The organism is Arthrobacter sp. 05N33_2 (assembly GCF_056397425.1).
The window spans coordinates 25134-40045 of sequence record NZ_JBFTNJ010000027.1; the positions used below are offsets into that span (position 1 = coordinate 25134).

Here is a 14912-nt window from a genome sequence, read left to right on the forward strand (position 1 = left end):
GGCTTAGTGACCTCCAAGGGCGAGGGACAGGTGGCGGATGGAGAAGCCGACCATGACGACGACCCAGAGGCCCAGGACCGTCCAGAGCATCTGACGCTGGTACTTGGCACCCTTCTTCCAGAAGTCGACGGCGATGATCCGCAGGCCGTTGAAGGCGTGGAACACGATCGCCGCCACAAGGCCCGTTTCACCCAGGGCCATGAGGGGGTTCTTGTAGGCACCAATCACTGCGGTGTAGGCCTCGGGGGACACACGCACCAATGAGGTGTCCAGCACGTGGACCAACAAGAAGAAGAAAATCACTACACCGGTAATGCGGTGTCCAACCCAGGACCACATGCCTTCACGGCCGCGGTACAAGGTGCCAGCTGGTTTTGTCGGCACTGAATAAACCTCCCTGCAACACAGCGGCGCTGGCATGGGATCCACGCGGGGGGAACGCCTGCTGCGAGAGCACTCGTAAGCTCAAGCCTAAATCTAGGCTTCGCTCACAGCTTATTCAATTTGGGAACTCCTTGTTGACAGGCCCCGGCGCGGTTTTGCGTTTGTTTTGAGACGAACGCCACATTTGGCCGTGGTCGCAGGCGCCGGCAGGGCCTGATCCCGGCCCAATTCGGACCGAATTGGCCGCCGTCGGCTAAAGTAGCCGTGATGACTACAGACAAAGTGRCAAGCCAGGATTCACCGCTGGACCGTTTTATTGCGGTTATTCCGGCGGGCGGGGTGGGGACCCGCCTCTGGCCCCTGTCACGGGCAGCGGCCCCGAAATTCCTTCACGACCTCACCGGTTCGGGCAGTACTCTGCTGCGCGCGACCTATGACCGCCTCCAGCCCGTCGCCGGCAAGCACGTGCTGGTGGTGACCGGCTCCGCCCACAGGGCAGCCGTCTGCCGCCAGCTGCCGGAGGTCCTGGAAGCCGACTTGGTCCTGGAGAGCGAACCCAAGGACTCCGGTGCTGCGATCGGCCTCGCCGCGGCCATCCTGCACGAGCGGGACCCGGACATCATCATGGGCTCGTTCGCCGCGGACCAGGTCATCAGCCCGGACGACCTCTTCCAGGACGCCGTCCGTGAAGCCGTCTACACCGCGGCCGCGGGGAAGATCGTCACCATCGGCATCAAGCCCACCCATCCCTCCACCGGATTCGGCTACATCCGTTCCGGCGCGAACCTCCACATCCCGGACGCGCCCAGTGCGCAGTCCGTGGTGGAGTTCGTGGAGAAGCCCAGCGAGGAAGTGGCCCAGGAGTACGTCGACAGCGGCGAATATGTCTGGAACGCGGGCATGTTCGTGGCCCCGGTCTCGCTGATGCTCAAGCACCTCGAAGCCAACCAGCCCGAGCTCTTCGCCGGACTCCAGGAGATCGCCAAGGCCTGGGACACTCCGGAGCGCGACGCCGTCACGGCCCGGGTGTGGCCCACGCTGCCCAAGATCGCCATTGACTACGCCGTCGCCGAGCCCGCCGCCGCCGCCGGCGACGTCGCCGTGGTGCCCGGAACGTTCCTCTGGGACGACGTCGGGGACTTCGCGTCCGTGGGCAGGCTCAACAGCGCCAAGGAAGTCGACGAGGTCACGGTCCTGGGCGAGGGCGCACGCGTCTTCACCGAGAACGCGAGCGGCGTGGTGGTCTCCGACACCAAGCGGGTGATCGCCCTGATCGGCATCAAGGACGTCGTGATCGTTGACACCCCGGACGCCCTGCTGGTCACCACCAAGGAACACTCGCAGCGGGTCAAACAGGCCGTGGATGCCATCAAGGCCAAGGGCGACACCGACGTCCTGTAGGCGGAGGGGAGCGGATCACGGCCTGTGCAATGTTCAGCAATCCGTAACGCGCCGTACCCGATGCCGCTATTCTTTGGCCGCTCGATAGAGTTATTCCGTGCGCAACTATTCGACTGAAGCTGAGCCCACGACTCTCGTGGGGCCGTGGCTGGAGCCCCTCCTGCCGGAGCTGATCGCTTTCCGCCGCGACCTCCATGCGCATCCGGAACTTTCGTTCAAGGAGTTCCGCACCACCGACAAGCTGGCGAAACGGCTCGAGGAAGCCGGGCTCAAGCCGCGCCGCCTCGAGGGCACTGGCCTGACGGTCGACGTCGGGCAGGGTCCCATCGCCACCGCACTGCGCGGGGATATCGATGCCCTGCCGATCATCGAGGAAACTGGCCTTGAGTTCGCCTCGAAGAACCACGGCGTGACCCATGCCTGCGGCCACGACGTCCACACTGCCACCATGCTTGGGATCGCGCTGGTCCTGCAGCGCATGCACGAGGCGTCCCCGCTGAGCGGGACCGTCCGGATCATCTTCCAGCCGGCCGAGGAAACCATGCCCGGCGGCGCCACCTCGTGCATCGAACAGGGTGTCCTGGAAGGCGTGCCGCGCATCCTGGCGCTGCACTGCGACCCCCGGATCGAGATCGGCAAGATCGGCACCCGGATCGGGGCGATCACCTCCGCCTCGGACACCATCAAGATTGAACTCTCCGGCCGCGGCGGCCACACCTCGCGCCCGCACCTGACCGAGGAGCTGGTTTTCGCCTTGGCGCAGATCGCGGTCAACGTTCCCGCAGTGCTCTCGCGCCGCGTCGATGTCCGCAGCGGCGTGTCCGTGGTCTGGGGGCAGATTTCCGCGGGCTCGGCCCCGAACGCCATCCCGGGCAGCGGCTACATGGCCGGCACCATGCGCTGCCTGGACCGCGACGCCTGGCACGACGCCGGCGAGCTGCTCGACGACATCATCCGGCAGGTCGCCGAGCCGTACGGCGTCGATGTCCACCTGGAACACACCCGCGGCGTGCCGCCGGTGGTCAACTCCGAGCACGAGACCGCGCTGATCGAGGCCGCGGCCCGCGCCGAAATCGGCGAGGGCGCCGTGGTCCTGACCCCGCAGTCCATGGGCGGGGAAGACTTTGCCTGGTTCCTGGCCGACACCCCCGGCGCCATGATGCGCCTCGGCACGAAGACGCCAGGCGGGGAAGAATACGACCTTCACCGCGGCGACTACATCGTCGATGAGCGGGCGCTGGGCCTGGGCATCCAGGTGCTCACGGCGGCGGCCCTGCGCACCATCCGCGACCTGTAAGCCGTTCCGCCCGGGCCCCTACACCGGGCCCGCCCTGCTGCACCCGGCCAAGACCGCCGCACGGAGTTTCCCCACCTATGCCGGCACGACGCCGGGACACGCCGGCGGTGCGGGCCGACACGCCGTCGGCACCCGTCAAACGTGGGGAAACTCGGCGGCAGCGGCGGGGAATCGTGCCGCGGCGGCCCCTTCTACGTCGATGCCGGTTCCCGCTCCGCAATTCAGTTGTGCACAACTGAATTGCACGCAACTAAATTGTGCGGTACGGTGGAGTCATGACCACGTCAGAAGAGGCCCGCACGGGCGGCCCGGAAGCGCTCCGCCTGAACCGGCAGGTGTGTTTTGCGATGTACTCTGCCTCACGTGCCGCCACGGCCGCCTACCGGCCCATGCTCGAGGAGCTCGGCCTGACCTACCCGCAGTACCTCGCCATGCTGGTGCTCTGGGAAGCGGAGCCGCGCAGCGTGCGTGAACTGGGGGAGGAGCTGGGCCTGGACTCCGGCACGCTCTCGCCGCTGCTCAAGCGGCTCGAAGCGCTCGGACTCGTCCAGCGCCGCCGCTCCGCCGAGGACGAGCGCCGCGTGGAGATCTTCCTGACCGGCGCCGGCGCCGCACTGAGCGCCAAGGCCAGCGGAATCCCGCAGCGACTGGCGGACGCCGCCGGGTTCACCGCCGCGGAACTGGACCAGCTCCGCGACACCCTGGGCCGGCTGACGAACGCGCTCCACGCCTCCCACTAAGCCCTTCCCCTCCACCGCCCTTCCCTTAAGCCCTTCCCCCTCCACCACCCTTCCCAGGCCCACACGGCCGACGTCGAAATCGCGGGAGGCGTGCCAACTCGCCGGAAATTTACGGCGACTCGGCAGGCTTCCGGCGAGTTCCCCGCTGAACCCCTTCTTCCCGCCGACAGAACGGAAACACCATGAAGACCCTTTACACAGCAGAGGCCCTGGCCTCAGGCGAAGGCCGCGACGGCACCGCCATCAGCAAGGACGGCAAGCTGAACGTCACCCTTGCCAGCCCGGTCGAACTCGGCGGTGACGGCGCGGGCACCAACCCCGAACAGCTCTTTGCCGCCGGTTACGCCGCGTGCTTCCACTCCGCCCTGCGCCTGGTGGGACGCAAGGAGCGCGCCGACCTGACGGACTCCGCCGTCGCCGCCAAGATCCACTTCGGCGCCCTCGAGGACGGTGCCGGCTACGGTCTGGCCGCCGAACTTGAGATCGCCCTGCCCGCCGTGGACCGGGACACGGCCGAGGCCCTCGTGGCCAAGGCGCACCAGATCTGCCCGTACTCCAACGCCACCCGCGGCAACATCACTGTCGACATCACCATCCTGGAGGTAGCCGCATGAGCAACAACACCGAAACTCTCACCCTTCCCGCCACCACCCGCGAGATCCAGCTGGCGTCCCGCCCCCACGGCCGCCCCGTCCCGGCGAACTTCCGCCTCGCCGAGTCGGCGCTGCCCGAACTGCAGGACGGCCAGGTCCTGGTCCGCAACCTGTTCATCTCGGTGGACCCGTACATGCGCGGACGCATGAACGACGTCAAGTCCTACTCCGCGCCGTTTGCGCTGGATACCGCCCTCGACGGCGGCGCCGTCGGCGAAGTGATCGCGTCCCGGGCCGAAGGGCGCGCTGTGGGCGACACGGTGGTGCACGGCCTCGGCTGGCGCGAATACGCCGTCGTCGATGCCGCGGCCACCACGGTGGCGCGCACCGATCTGGCCCCGGCGTCAGCATTCCTCGGCGCCCTTGGCATGACAGGGTTGACCGCCTACGCGGGACTGCTGAAGGTCGCGGAATTCAAGCCGGGCGACGCCGTGTTCGTCTCGGGCGCCGCCGGCGCGGTCGGCTCGCTCGTCGGGCAGATCGCCAAGGCCATGGGCGCGTCCCGGGTGATCGGCAGCGCCGGCTCGCCGGAAAAGGTGGCACGCCTGCTCGAACTCGGCTTCGATGCCGCGTTCAACTACCACGACGGCCCCGTGGCGGAACAGCTCGCCGCGGCCGCGGGTGAGCGCGGGATCGACGTCTACTTCGACAACGTCGGCGGCGAGCACCTCGAAGCCGCGCTGTCCGCCCTCACGGTCGGTGGCCGGGTGGCCATGTGCGGGRCCATCGCCCAGTACAACGCGACCGAACCGACGCCGGCACCGCGGAACCTCATGCTGGCGATCGGCAAACAGCTGACGCTCAGGGGCTTCCTGGTGGGCGGCTACTGGCAGCACATGGCCGAGTTCGTCGAGACCATGTCCGGCTGGCTGGCCGACGGAACGGTCCGTTACGACGAGACGGTGGTGGACGGGCTGGAGAACGCCCCGCAGGCCTTCATGGACCTGCTCGACGGCGCCAATACCGGCAAGATGCTCGTGCGGCTGTAGCCGGACACCCGGCAATCGCCGTGCCGCCACATACGCCTCCGGCGCCGGTTCCTGCGGGGACCGGCGCCGGAGGCGTCTGTGGTCGCGGCGGGCACCGGCTACCTCTAGGTAACAAGTTCTCAACAATCTGGGCATTCGCCGGGACGTGTGTTATCGGGACGTGGCGCAGGCCACTACAGTAGCTTGCATAAGTGCGCCTCGGCGCAGTGCTGCGAAATCCATCAGTGACAACAGAGATCAGCGGAACACCGCAGACAGACACTCATTGAACTTCCGTCGTAGCGCCTACTCTTTCTTCCTGGAGGAAAATTGAAGAACTCTCTGCGTGCCACCTTTAAGCGCGGATCAATGGCCGGCGTTGCCACCGCGGGCGCGGCTGCACTCCTGCTGACCGGCTGCGGAGCTGCCCCGGAGGCCAGCACCGCCACCAACACCGCCAGCAACTACACGGGCTGCATCGTGTCCGACTCGGGTGGATTCGATGACCAGTCGTTCAACCAGTCGTCCTACGAGGGACTGCAGAAGGCCAAGAAGGATCTCGGCATCGAGATGAACCAGGCCGAGTCCAAGACCAACAACGACTTCGAACCGAACCTGCGCGCCATGGTCTCCGCCGGCTGCAACCTGACCATCACGGTCGGCTTCCTGCTCGGCGACGCCACCAAGTCCCAGGCCACCGCGAACCCGGACAAGCACTTCGCCATCATCGACTTCGGCTATGACACCCCGGTCGCCAACGTCAAGCCGATCATCTACGACACCGCCCAGGCCGCGTTCCTGGCCGGCTACCTCGCAGCCGGCACCACCAAGACCGGGACGGTCGCCACGTTCGGCGGCATCAAGATCCCCACGGTCACCATCTTCATGGACGGTTTTGCCGACGGCGTGAAGTACTACAACGAGAAGAAGGGCAAGGACGTCAAGCTTCTCGGCTGGGACAAGGCCAAGCAGGACGGCTCCTTCACCGGCGACTTCGAAAAGCAGGACAAGGGCAAGCAGTTCACCCAGAACTTCCTGGACCAGGGCGCCGACATCGTCATGCCCGTCGCCGGTCCGGTCGGCAAGGGAGCCGGCGCGGCCCTGCAGGAAGCGAAGGCGGCAGGCAAGGACGTCAAGCTCATCTGGGTTGACTCCGACGGCTTCCTCACGGCACCGGACTACAAGGACATCATGCTCTCCTCCGTCATGAAACAGATGGGCCAGGCCGTCGAGGCGGTCGTCAAGCAGGACAAGGACGGCCAGTTCACCAACAAGCCGTACGTCGGCACGCTCGCGAACGACGGCGTCCAGCTTGCCCCGTTCCACGACATGGATTCCCAGGTTCCGGCCGAACTGAAGTCCGAGCTGGACCAGATCAAGAAGGACATCGCCGACGGCAAGCTGAAGGTTGAATCCGCAGCCAGCCCGAAAGCCTAACTTCCTCCGCTAAGCGCCACGGCCCGTCCGGTCACCACCGCACGGGCTGTGGCGCTTTTCGTTGCGGCCCTTAGTGCCTCAGATCCCAGGCACTAAGCTGGTGCTGCAGCGCCCCTACGCGTCCGGACCAAGCCGTCCGGACACCTCGAGATTGGTCAGAGTTTTGAAACTTGAACTCAAGGGCATTACCAAACGCTTCGGCTCCCTGGTAGCGAACGATCACATCGATGTGGTTGTTGAACCCGGGCAGATCCACTGTCTGCTCGGTGAGAACGGCGCTGGCAAGTCCACGCTGATGAACGTCCTCTACGGACTGTACGAGCCCACAGAGGGCGAAATCCTAATCGACGACAAACCGGTCACGTTCCGCGGCCCCGGCGACGCCATGGCGGCCGGCATCGGCATGGTGCACCAGCACTTCATGCTGGTCCCCGTCTTCACCGTCGCGGAGAACGTTGCCCTGGGAGCGGAGACCACCAAGACCGGCGGATTCCTGGACCTGGATGACACCCGCCGGAAAATCCGGGAGATCTCGGACCGGTACGGTTTCGACGTCGACCCCGACGCGCTGATCGAAGACCTCCCCGTGGGCGTGCAGCAGCGCGTGGAGATCATCAAGGCACTGGTCCGCGACGCCAAGGTGCTCATCCTCGATGAGCCCACGGCCGTGCTGACCCCGCAGGACACCGATGAACTGCTGGACATCATGCGCCAGCTCAAGAGCCACGGCACCTCGATCGTCTTCATTTCCCACAAGCTGCGTGAGGTGAAGGCCGTTTCGGACACCATCACCGTCATCCGGCGCGGCAAGGTAGTGGGCTCGGCCGATCCCGGCGCCTCGACCACCGAGCTGGCTTCCATGATGGTGGGCCGGGCCGTGAGCCTGACCCTGGACAAGGCTCCCGCGAATCCGCAGGAGACCACCTTCGAGGTCAAGGACCTCACGGTCATCGCCCCCAACGGCCAGCACGTGGTGGACGGGATCAGCTTCGGAATCGCCCGCGGCGAGATCCTCGCCGTCGCCGGCGTCCAGGGCAACGGCCARACSGARCTGACCGAAGCCATCCTSGGCCTGCACGAGCGGGTCCACGGCTCGATCACCCTCGACGGCGAAGAACTCGTGGGCCGCAGCGTCAAGGASGTSCTCAASGCCGGCGTCGGSTTCGTSCCSGAGGACCGCTCSSTCGACGGGCTGATYGGCACSTTCTCSATCGCCGAGAACCTGATCCTGGACCGCTACGACCAGGCGCCGTTCGCCAAGGGCATCAGCATGAGCCCGGCCAAGGTCCTGGAGAACGCCAAGACCCGGATCGAGGAATTCGACGTCCGCACCCCGTCCGGCTCACTGGCAGCCGGCACCCTGTCCGGCGGCAACCAGCAGAAGGTCGTCATGGCCCGGGAGCTCTCCCGGCCGCTGCGGCTCTTCATCGCCTCCCAGCCCACCCGCGGCGTGGACGTGGGCTCCATCGAGTTCCTGCACAAGCGGATCGTCGCGGAGCGGGACCACGGCACGCCCGTCATGATCGTCTCCACCGAACTGGACGAGGTGATTGAACTCGCCGACCGGATCGCCGTGCTGTACAAGGGCCGGCTGGTCGGGATCGTCCCGGCCGGCACCGGGCGCGACGTCCTGGGCCTGATGATGGCCGGCGTTTCCCCGGACGAGGCCCAGACCGACGCCGCAGGCAGGCACTCGGCCCGATCCCTTTCTGAAAACCCGGCCGCGAACGCAGCAGAAACCCCGGCCGGCTCCCCGGCCGAAAACCCCGCAACGAAGCCGGCCATGAACCCGGCCCCCGCCGCCCCGTCCGTGCAGGAGCCCGGCTCCGGCGCCGTAGGAGACCCCCATGAGTGAGAACACCGAGCCGCGGTCCGCGGCCGCACCGGACCCGGACCGACTTCCGGCATCGCAGGCCACCGACGTGGAGCCTGAACCACTCGAGGACGATGCAGACTTCGTCACCTCGCTGGACACCGCGGGCGGCGCCCACCAGCCATCGGCCGTTCCGGTCTCGACCCAGAGCGGAGCTCTTCCGGGTGCCCCGGAAGAGGAGTCGCTGCTGCGCAAGATCTTCACCGGCAACGGCATCGTGACCATCCTGGCGGTGCTGCTCGCACTGATCCTCGGCGGCCTGCTCATCGCCATGACGGACAAGGTTGTCGGCACCACGGCGGGCTATCTCTTTGCCCGGCCCAGTGACTTCCTCATCGCCGTCTGGTCCGCCGCCACCGATTCGTACGTCGCCCTCTTCCAGGGCGCGGTCTTCAACCCCCGCGGGAACGGCGTGGCCGGACAGTTCGCCCCCCTCATGGAGACGCTGACCATCGCCACCCCGCTGATCACCGCCGGCCTCGGCGTCGCCTTGGCCTTCCGCGCGGGCCTGTTCAACATCGGTGCGCAGGGCCAGATCATCATGGCCGGCATCCTCGCCTCATGGGTCGGCTTCGCGCTGCACCTGCCGCTGGGGATACACCTGCTGCTGGTCCTGGTGGCCGGCGTCATCGGCGGCGCCGTCTGGGGCGGCATCGTCGGCGTGCTCAAAGCCCGGACCGGCGCCCACGAGGTCATCGTGACCATCATGTTCAACTACATCGCACTCTATTTCCTGCGCTACCTGCTCGACACKGACTTGTTCCAGCGTCCGGGGGCGGACACACCGATATCGCCCATCGTGGACCCCAGCGCCGCGTACCCGCTGATCTTCGGCAGCCAGTACCGGCTGCACCTGGGATTCCTGCTGGCCATCGCGGCCACCGTGTTTGTTTCGTGGCTGCTGAACCGCTCCACGCTCGGTTTCGAATTCCGTGCCGTCGGGGCCAACCCCAAGGCAGCCCTGACCGCCGGCATCAACGTCTCCCGGGCCACCATCCTGGTGATGACCATTGCCGGTGGCCTGGCCGGCCTGGCCGGCGTGGCACAGGTGGCGGGCACCGAAAAGGTCCTGACCGACGGTGTCGCGGCAACCTACGGCTTTGACGCGATCACGGTCGCGCTGCTGGGACGGTCCTCGCCATGGGGCACCTTCGCCGCCGGCCTGCTGTTCGGGGCCTTCCGCGCAGGCGCTGTCCAGATGCAGATCCAGACCGGAACTCCGATCGACATCGTGCTCGTGGTCCAGTCACTCATCGTGCTGTTCATCGCGGCGCCGCCGTTGGTCCGGGCGATCTTCGGACTCAACCCGCGCAAGAAGAAGGCCGCGACCGCCGGCAAAACCAAGCAGGCCGCAACCACCGGAGGTGCCGCATGAGCACAACAGCAACCTCGCCCGTTGAAGGAAAACCCCAGCCGGAGAAGAACCACAGGCCGACGGTGTCCGCCAAGCCCGTGACTTGGAAGTTGCCGGTCACGCTTGCGGTGCTGGCCACCGTAGCGTTCATCTTCTTCGGACTGCTGGGCCCGCAGGCGAACGCCAAGTTCGGCGTTTCATCCAGCGGAGACTTCTTCCAGCTCCCGGCGATCGAAGTACCCGCATTCCTGTCCGGCATGGTGCTCTCCCTGATCCTGCTGGGCCTCGCGGGCTACGCCCTGGTCCTGAAGGCGAGAGCGAACCGGCGGCCCCCGCGCTGGGTGCCGGCCGTGTTCACCGTCGTGTTCGTGGTCGCCTTCCTGATCTGGGTGGTGGGCGGCGCCCGGACCCCCAGTATTTCGCTGGCCGGCCTCATCGCCGGATCCGTGACCCTCGCCGTGCCGATCGTCTTCGGCTCCCTGTCCGGTGTGCTGTGCGAACGCGCCGGCGTCGTTAACATCGCCATCGAAGGCCAGCTCCTGGGCGGTGCCTTCACGGCCGCGCTCGTCGCCAGCCTGACGCACAACCCCTACCTGGGCCTGCTTGCGGCGGCCGTGGCGGGCGCCCTTGTGTCGGTGGTGCTGGCAGTGTTCAGCATCAAGTACGTGGTCAACCAGATCATCGTCGGCGTCGTGCTCAACGTCCTGGTCTCCGGGCTCACCGGCTTCCTGTTCACCACCGTGATGCAGTCCGATCCGGAGAAGTACAACTCGCCCGCCGAGCTGCCCATCATCGATATCCCGGTCCTGTCCAGCATCCCCGTGATCGGGCCCATCCTCTTCAAACAGTCCGTGGTGGGCTACCTGATGTACGTGGCAGTCATCGTGATCTGGGTCGCACTGTTCAAGACGAAGTGGGGCCTGCGCGTCCGTGCCGTGGGCGAGCACCCGCAGGCGGCCGACACCCTGGGCATCAAGGTCAACGCGACCCGCTTCTGGAACGTCACGCTCGGCGGCGCCGTCGCCGGGATCGGCGGATCGTTCTTCACCCTCGTGGCGATCGACAGCTTCACCAAGGAAATCTCCGGCGGGCGCGGCTTCATTGCCCTCGCCGCCATGATCCTGGGCCGCTGGAACCCGATCGGGGCGTTCTTCGCCGCGCTGCTGTTCGGCTTCGCCGACAACCTGCAGAGCATCGTGACGATCATCGGCACCCCGGTGCCGAGCCAGTTCATGGCCATGCTGCCGTACGTGGTGACCGTGTTTGCCGTGGCCGGGCTCGTCGGCCGCTCCCGGCCGCCGGCCGCTGACGGCATACCGTACATCAAGGGCTGAGAATGGACAGCATCGACGTCGACTGGGCTGCACTCGAAGCTGCGGCAGTGTCCGCCATGAAGAACGCCTATGCGCCGTATTCGAAGTTTCCGGTGGGGGCCGCGGCCCTCACCGGAGACGGGCGGATCGTCAGCGGCTGCAATGTCGAAAACGCCAGCTACGGGCTGACCCTGTGCGCCGAGTGCGCCCTGGTGGGCAACCTGCAGATGACCGGCGGGGGACGGCTGCGCGCCTTCTACTGCGTCGACGCCGGCGGGAATGTCCTCATGCCGTGCGGGCGCTGCCGCCAGCTGCTCTACGAATTCCGGGCTCCGGACATGGAGCTCATGACCACGCAGGGAATCAAGACCATGGACCAGGTCCTTCCCGATGCCTTTGGCCCCCAACACCTGGAGGAACCCCGGTGACACAAACGACTCAGAACCCCCCCAACAGTGAAGCGTTCGACGCCGTCGACATCATCCGCATCAAGCGGGACAAGGGTGTGCTCAGCCCGGCCCAGATCGACTGGACAATCGACGCGTACACCCGCGGCGCCATCGCCGACGAACAGATGGCCGCCCTGAACATGGCCATCCTGCTCAACGGCATGGACCGGGCCGAGATCTCCCGCTGGACGGCGGCCATGATCGCCTCCGGCGAGCGGATGGACTTCTCCAGCCTGCGGCGGCCCGACGGCGGCGTGAAGGCGACGTCGGACAAGCACTCCACCGGCGGCGTCGGGGACAAGATCACCCTGCCGCTGGCTCCGCTTGTAGCGGTGTTTGGCGTGGCAGTGCCGCAGCTCTCGGGCCGCGGCCTCGGCCACACCGGCGGCACCCTGGACAAGCTCGAGGCCATCCCGGGCTGGCGTGCGGCCCTGAGCAATGAGGAAATGATGGCCCAGCTCCAGGACGTCGGCGCGGTCATTTGCGCGGCCGGCGCCGGGCTGGCCCCGGCGGACAAGAAGCTCTACGCGCTCCGCGATGTCACCGGGACCGTGGAGGCCATCCCGCTGATCGCCTCCTCGATCATGAGCAAGAAGATCGCCGAAGGCACCGGCTCGCTGGTGCTCGACGTCAAGGTGGGCAGCGGCGCGTTCATGAAGGACGAGGCCCGCGCCCGCGAACTGGCCGAAACCATGGTGGCCCTGGGCAAGGACGCCGGCGTCAACACGGTGGCCCTGCTCACCAACATGAACACGCCGCTGGGCCTGACCGCGGGCAACGCGATCGAGGTCGAGGAATCCGTGGAGGTCCTCGCCGGCGGAGGCCCGGACGACGTCGTCGAACTCACCATCCGGCTCGCGGAGGAAATGCTGGCGTGCGCCGGCATCCGCGACGCCGATCCCCGGGCAGCACTCCGGGACGGCCGGGCCATGGACGTCTGGAACCGGATGATCGAGGCCCAGGGCGGAGACCCGCGCGCCAAGCTCCCGGTCGCCAAGGAATCCGAGGTCATCTACGCCCCGGCCGACGGTGTCCTGGTGGAGCTCGACGCGATGGCCGTCGGCGTCGCTGCCTGGCGGCTCGGTGCCGGGCGCGCCCGCAAGGAGGACCAGGTCCAGGCCGGTGCCGGGGTGCGGATGCACGCCAAGCCCGGCGCCACGGTCAAGGCAGGCGAACCGCTCATGACCCTGCTCACGGACACACCGGAGAAGTTCGAGCGTGCCAAGGAAGCGCTCGAACGCGCCGCCGTGATCGCCCCCGAGGGCTCCCGGCCCGCCCAGAAGCTCATCATCGACCGCATCGCCTAAGCCCGTCGCCCTATCCCTTACGGTGCCCAAACCCTGGGGATAACAGCCGTAGGGGAGAGGGCAGCGGCGGCCGGAGCCGGCGGTACACTGACTCCACAGCAGTACCCGTCAAGCGCAGGCCCGGCTCCGGCCGAGCCTGCGCTTGGATCGATCTGGCCCCGCCGCGCGTTAGGAAGCTGTGCAGGCAATCAACGACTTCATCCTCGCCGCCGCAGGGCAACCCTGGGTCCTCGTCCTGGTTTTCGCCTGCTGCGTGATCGACGGGTTCTTCCCCCCGATTCCGAGCGAATCGGTGGTGGTGGGCCTGGCTGCAGTCGCCGCCACTGCGGGCGTCCCCAACCCTCTGCTCCTGATCGCAACGGCTGCCGCAGGGGCCCTGGTGGGCGACAACATGGCTTACCTGATCGGCCGCGGGACCGGAACCCGGCGCTGGGCGTGGCAGCGCGGCCCGCGCATGCAGGCGGCCTTCCGCTGGGCCGGCCGGGAACTGCGGAAACGGCCCGCCTCACTGATCCTTGTGGCCCGCTTCGTCCCGATCGGGCGGGTGGCCGTTAACCTGACGGCCGGCGCCACGCACTACCCGTGGCGCAGATTCGTCAGCCTGACGGTGCTCTCGGCGCTGCTCTGGGCCAGCTACTCGGTGGGGATCGGACTGACTGTTGGTCCGTGGTTTGAGGAAAACCACGTGCTGGGCGCGGCCATTGCCATCGTCTGCGCGATCGTCCTGGGCGTCGTCCTGGACCGCGTGATCAGCAGGGTGCGCGGCCGCGCACCGGAGGAACCGACGCATTCCGTGCCGCCCGCCGAGTCCTAGGCGGATTGGGCCCGCCCATGGGACACTTAGGAGCGATTTGGGTCACGTTTGTTGGCCGCACGTCGTGCAAAGTTTCGTCCATGGTTCTACCCACTGTCATCGCGAGTACGATACGGCTTAGTTGTCCGTTCCCAGTCATCAAGGAGCACCACCTGCATGGAGTTCATTAACGAGGCCGTGCTCCATGCCGCTGGCCAGTGGTGGATCTACCCCCTCCTGCTGGTTTTCTTCTTCGTGGACGGCTTCGCGATGGTGGTCCCCAGCGAGACCCTGATCGTCGCCCTGGCTGCGTACTCCGTGCACAGCGGCCAGCCCAACCTGTGGATCCTCGGCCTCACGGCCCTCGTGGGAGCCATGGCCGGCGACAACATGGCCTACATGCTGGGCCGCAAGATTGGCCTCGAGCGGTTCCGCTGGATGCGCAAACCGAAGGTCCAAAAGGTGTTCGGCTGGGCCCACTACGAACTCGAGAAGCGCGGCGCCGTCCTGATCTTCACCGCCCGGTACATTCCGTGGGGCCGCGTCGCCGTCAACTACGTGGCAGGCACGACGGCGTTTCCGCACCGCCGGTTCTTCTTCCTGGACGGCTTCGCCTGCCTGACGTGGGTCGCCTACTCAATCGGCATCGGCGTCCTGGCCAGTTCCTTCCCGTGGCTGCACCACAACCCGTTGCTCAGCGCGGGCATCGCGGTGGTATTCGCCATTGTGCTCGGTGTCCTCATCGACCATCTCCTGCGCTGGTGGCACAAGCGCCTGGGCCGCCACGACACCAGTCCGGTCCCGTCCGAGACCGAATACGTCAACGAACCCGCCTCCGGTGAGCGTGCTTCCGAGCTGCACGGCACGATGCTGGCCGGTCCGTCCGCTGAGTCCGGAGCATCCGGAAAGTAGCTTCCAGCGCCCGGCGACCCTATGGTTGGAA

14 protein-coding genes are annotated in these 14912 nt (G+C 67.0%); 13 read left to right on the forward strand and 1 reads right to left on the reverse strand.

Annotated elements, in window-relative coordinates; genetic code table 11:
* Window positions 1-3: 3 nt before the first annotated feature.
* Entirely contained in the window at window positions 4-384 is a 381-nt protein-coding gene (gene sdhC / locus AC1DHX_RS12470; RefSeq protein WP_079553238.1) for a succinate dehydrogenase, cytochrome b556 subunit, read from the reverse strand.
* Window positions 385-651: 267 nt separating this feature from the next.
* Between sdhC and AC1DHX_RS12475 the strand changes: the two genes are divergently transcribed.
* The 13 genes from AC1DHX_RS12475 to AC1DHX_RS12535 all read left to right on the forward strand — a co-directional run bounded on the left by AC1DHX_RS12475 (window position 652) and on the right by AC1DHX_RS12535 (window position 14881).
* Window positions 652-1785: a mannose-1-phosphate guanylyltransferase gene (locus tag AC1DHX_RS12475; protein ID WP_476900082.1), complete on the forward strand. Its 1134-nt coding sequence runs from the start codon at window positions 652-654 to the stop codon at window positions 1783-1785.
* Between the two features lie 97 nt (window positions 1786-1882).
* Window positions 1883-3082: an amidohydrolase gene (locus AC1DHX_RS12480; protein ID WP_476849117.1), complete on the forward strand. Its 1200-nt coding sequence runs from the start codon at window positions 1883-1885 to the stop codon at window positions 3080-3082.
* 275 nt (window positions 3083-3357) lie between these two features.
* Window positions 3358-3822 (forward strand): MarR family winged helix-turn-helix transcriptional regulator, encoded by a 465-nt coding sequence (locus tag AC1DHX_RS12485; protein ID WP_476859162.1) that lies wholly within the window; start codon window positions 3358-3360, stop codon window positions 3820-3822.
* Window positions 3823-4004: 182 nt separating this feature from the next.
* Window positions 4005-4436: an organic hydroperoxide resistance protein gene (locus AC1DHX_RS12490; protein ID WP_223914194.1), complete on the forward strand. Its 432-nt coding sequence runs from the start codon at window positions 4005-4007 to the stop codon at window positions 4434-4436.
* A complete protein-coding gene (locus AC1DHX_RS12495; RefSeq protein WP_476900083.1) occupies window positions 4433-5464 on the forward strand; it encodes an NADP-dependent oxidoreductase in 1032 nt (343 codons plus the stop codon). Before AC1DHX_RS12490 ends, AC1DHX_RS12495 begins: the two co-directional genes overlap by 4 nt.
* A 309-nt stretch (window positions 5465-5773) precedes the next feature.
* Window positions 5774-6880 (forward strand): BMP family lipoprotein, encoded by a 1107-nt coding sequence (locus AC1DHX_RS12500; RefSeq protein WP_476859160.1) that lies wholly within the window; start codon window positions 5774-5776, stop codon window positions 6878-6880.
* Between the two features lie 163 nt (window positions 6881-7043).
* On the forward strand, window positions 7044-8735 hold the full coding sequence (locus AC1DHX_RS12505; protein WP_476900084.1) for an ABC transporter ATP-binding protein: 1692 nt from the start codon (window positions 7044-7046) through the stop codon (window positions 8733-8735).
* The gene (locus AC1DHX_RS12510; RefSeq protein WP_476849112.1) at window positions 8728-10128 is read left to right on the forward strand and encodes an ABC transporter permease; all 1401 of its coding nucleotides are present in this window, start codon (window positions 8728-8730) and stop codon (window positions 10126-10128) included. The genes AC1DHX_RS12505 and AC1DHX_RS12510 overlap by 8 nt, the downstream gene beginning before the upstream one ends.
* A complete protein-coding gene (locus AC1DHX_RS12515) occupies window positions 10125-11441 on the forward strand; it encodes an ABC transporter permease (RefSeq protein WP_223914190.1) in 1317 nt (438 codons plus the stop codon). The genes AC1DHX_RS12510 and AC1DHX_RS12515 overlap by 4 nt, the downstream gene beginning before the upstream one ends.
* Window positions 11442-11443: 2 nt before the next feature.
* Window positions 11444-11848 (forward strand): cytidine deaminase, encoded by a 405-nt coding sequence (locus AC1DHX_RS12520; RefSeq protein WP_230010838.1) that lies wholly within the window; start codon window positions 11444-11446, stop codon window positions 11846-11848.
* Complete coding sequence (locus tag AC1DHX_RS12525; protein WP_476859158.1) at window positions 11845-13176, forward strand: thymidine phosphorylase; 1332 nt, start codon at window positions 11845-11847, stop codon at window positions 13174-13176. Before AC1DHX_RS12520 ends, AC1DHX_RS12525 begins: the two co-directional genes overlap by 4 nt.
* 178 nt (window positions 13177-13354) lie before the next feature.
* Window positions 13355-13990 carry a DedA family protein gene (locus AC1DHX_RS12530; RefSeq protein WP_223914188.1) on the forward strand — a complete coding sequence of 212 codons (636 nt, stop codon included), beginning with the start codon at window positions 13355-13357 and terminating at the stop codon, window positions 13988-13990.
* 156 nt (window positions 13991-14146) lie between these two features.
* Window positions 14147-14881, forward strand: a complete 735-nt coding sequence (locus tag AC1DHX_RS12535) for a DedA family protein (protein WP_476856591.1) — start codon at window positions 14147-14149, stop codon at window positions 14879-14881.
* The last annotated feature ends 31 nt before the right edge of the window (window positions 14882-14912 follow it).

Bases quoted from the DNA above. Each gene is read 5' to 3' on its own strand.
- AC1DHX_RS12520 (WP_230010838.1), top strand. From the start codon at position 11,444: ATGGACAGCATCGACGTCGACTGGGCTGCACTCGAAGCTGCGGCAGTG.
- AC1DHX_RS12490 (WP_223914194.1), top strand. From the start codon at position 4,005: ATGAAGACCCTTTACACAGCAGAGGCCCTGGCCTCAGGCGAAGGCCGC.
- AC1DHX_RS12515 (WP_223914190.1), top strand. From the start codon at position 10,125: ATGAGCACAACAGCAACCTCGCCCGTTGAAGGAAAACCCCAGCCGGAG.
- AC1DHX_RS12535 (WP_476856591.1), top strand. From the start codon at position 14,147: ATGGAGTTCATTAACGAGGCCGTGCTCCATGCCGCTGGCCAGTGGTGG.
- AC1DHX_RS12485 (WP_476859162.1), top strand. From the start codon at position 3,358: ATGACCACGTCAGAAGAGGCCCGCACGGGCGGCCCGGAAGCGCTCCGC.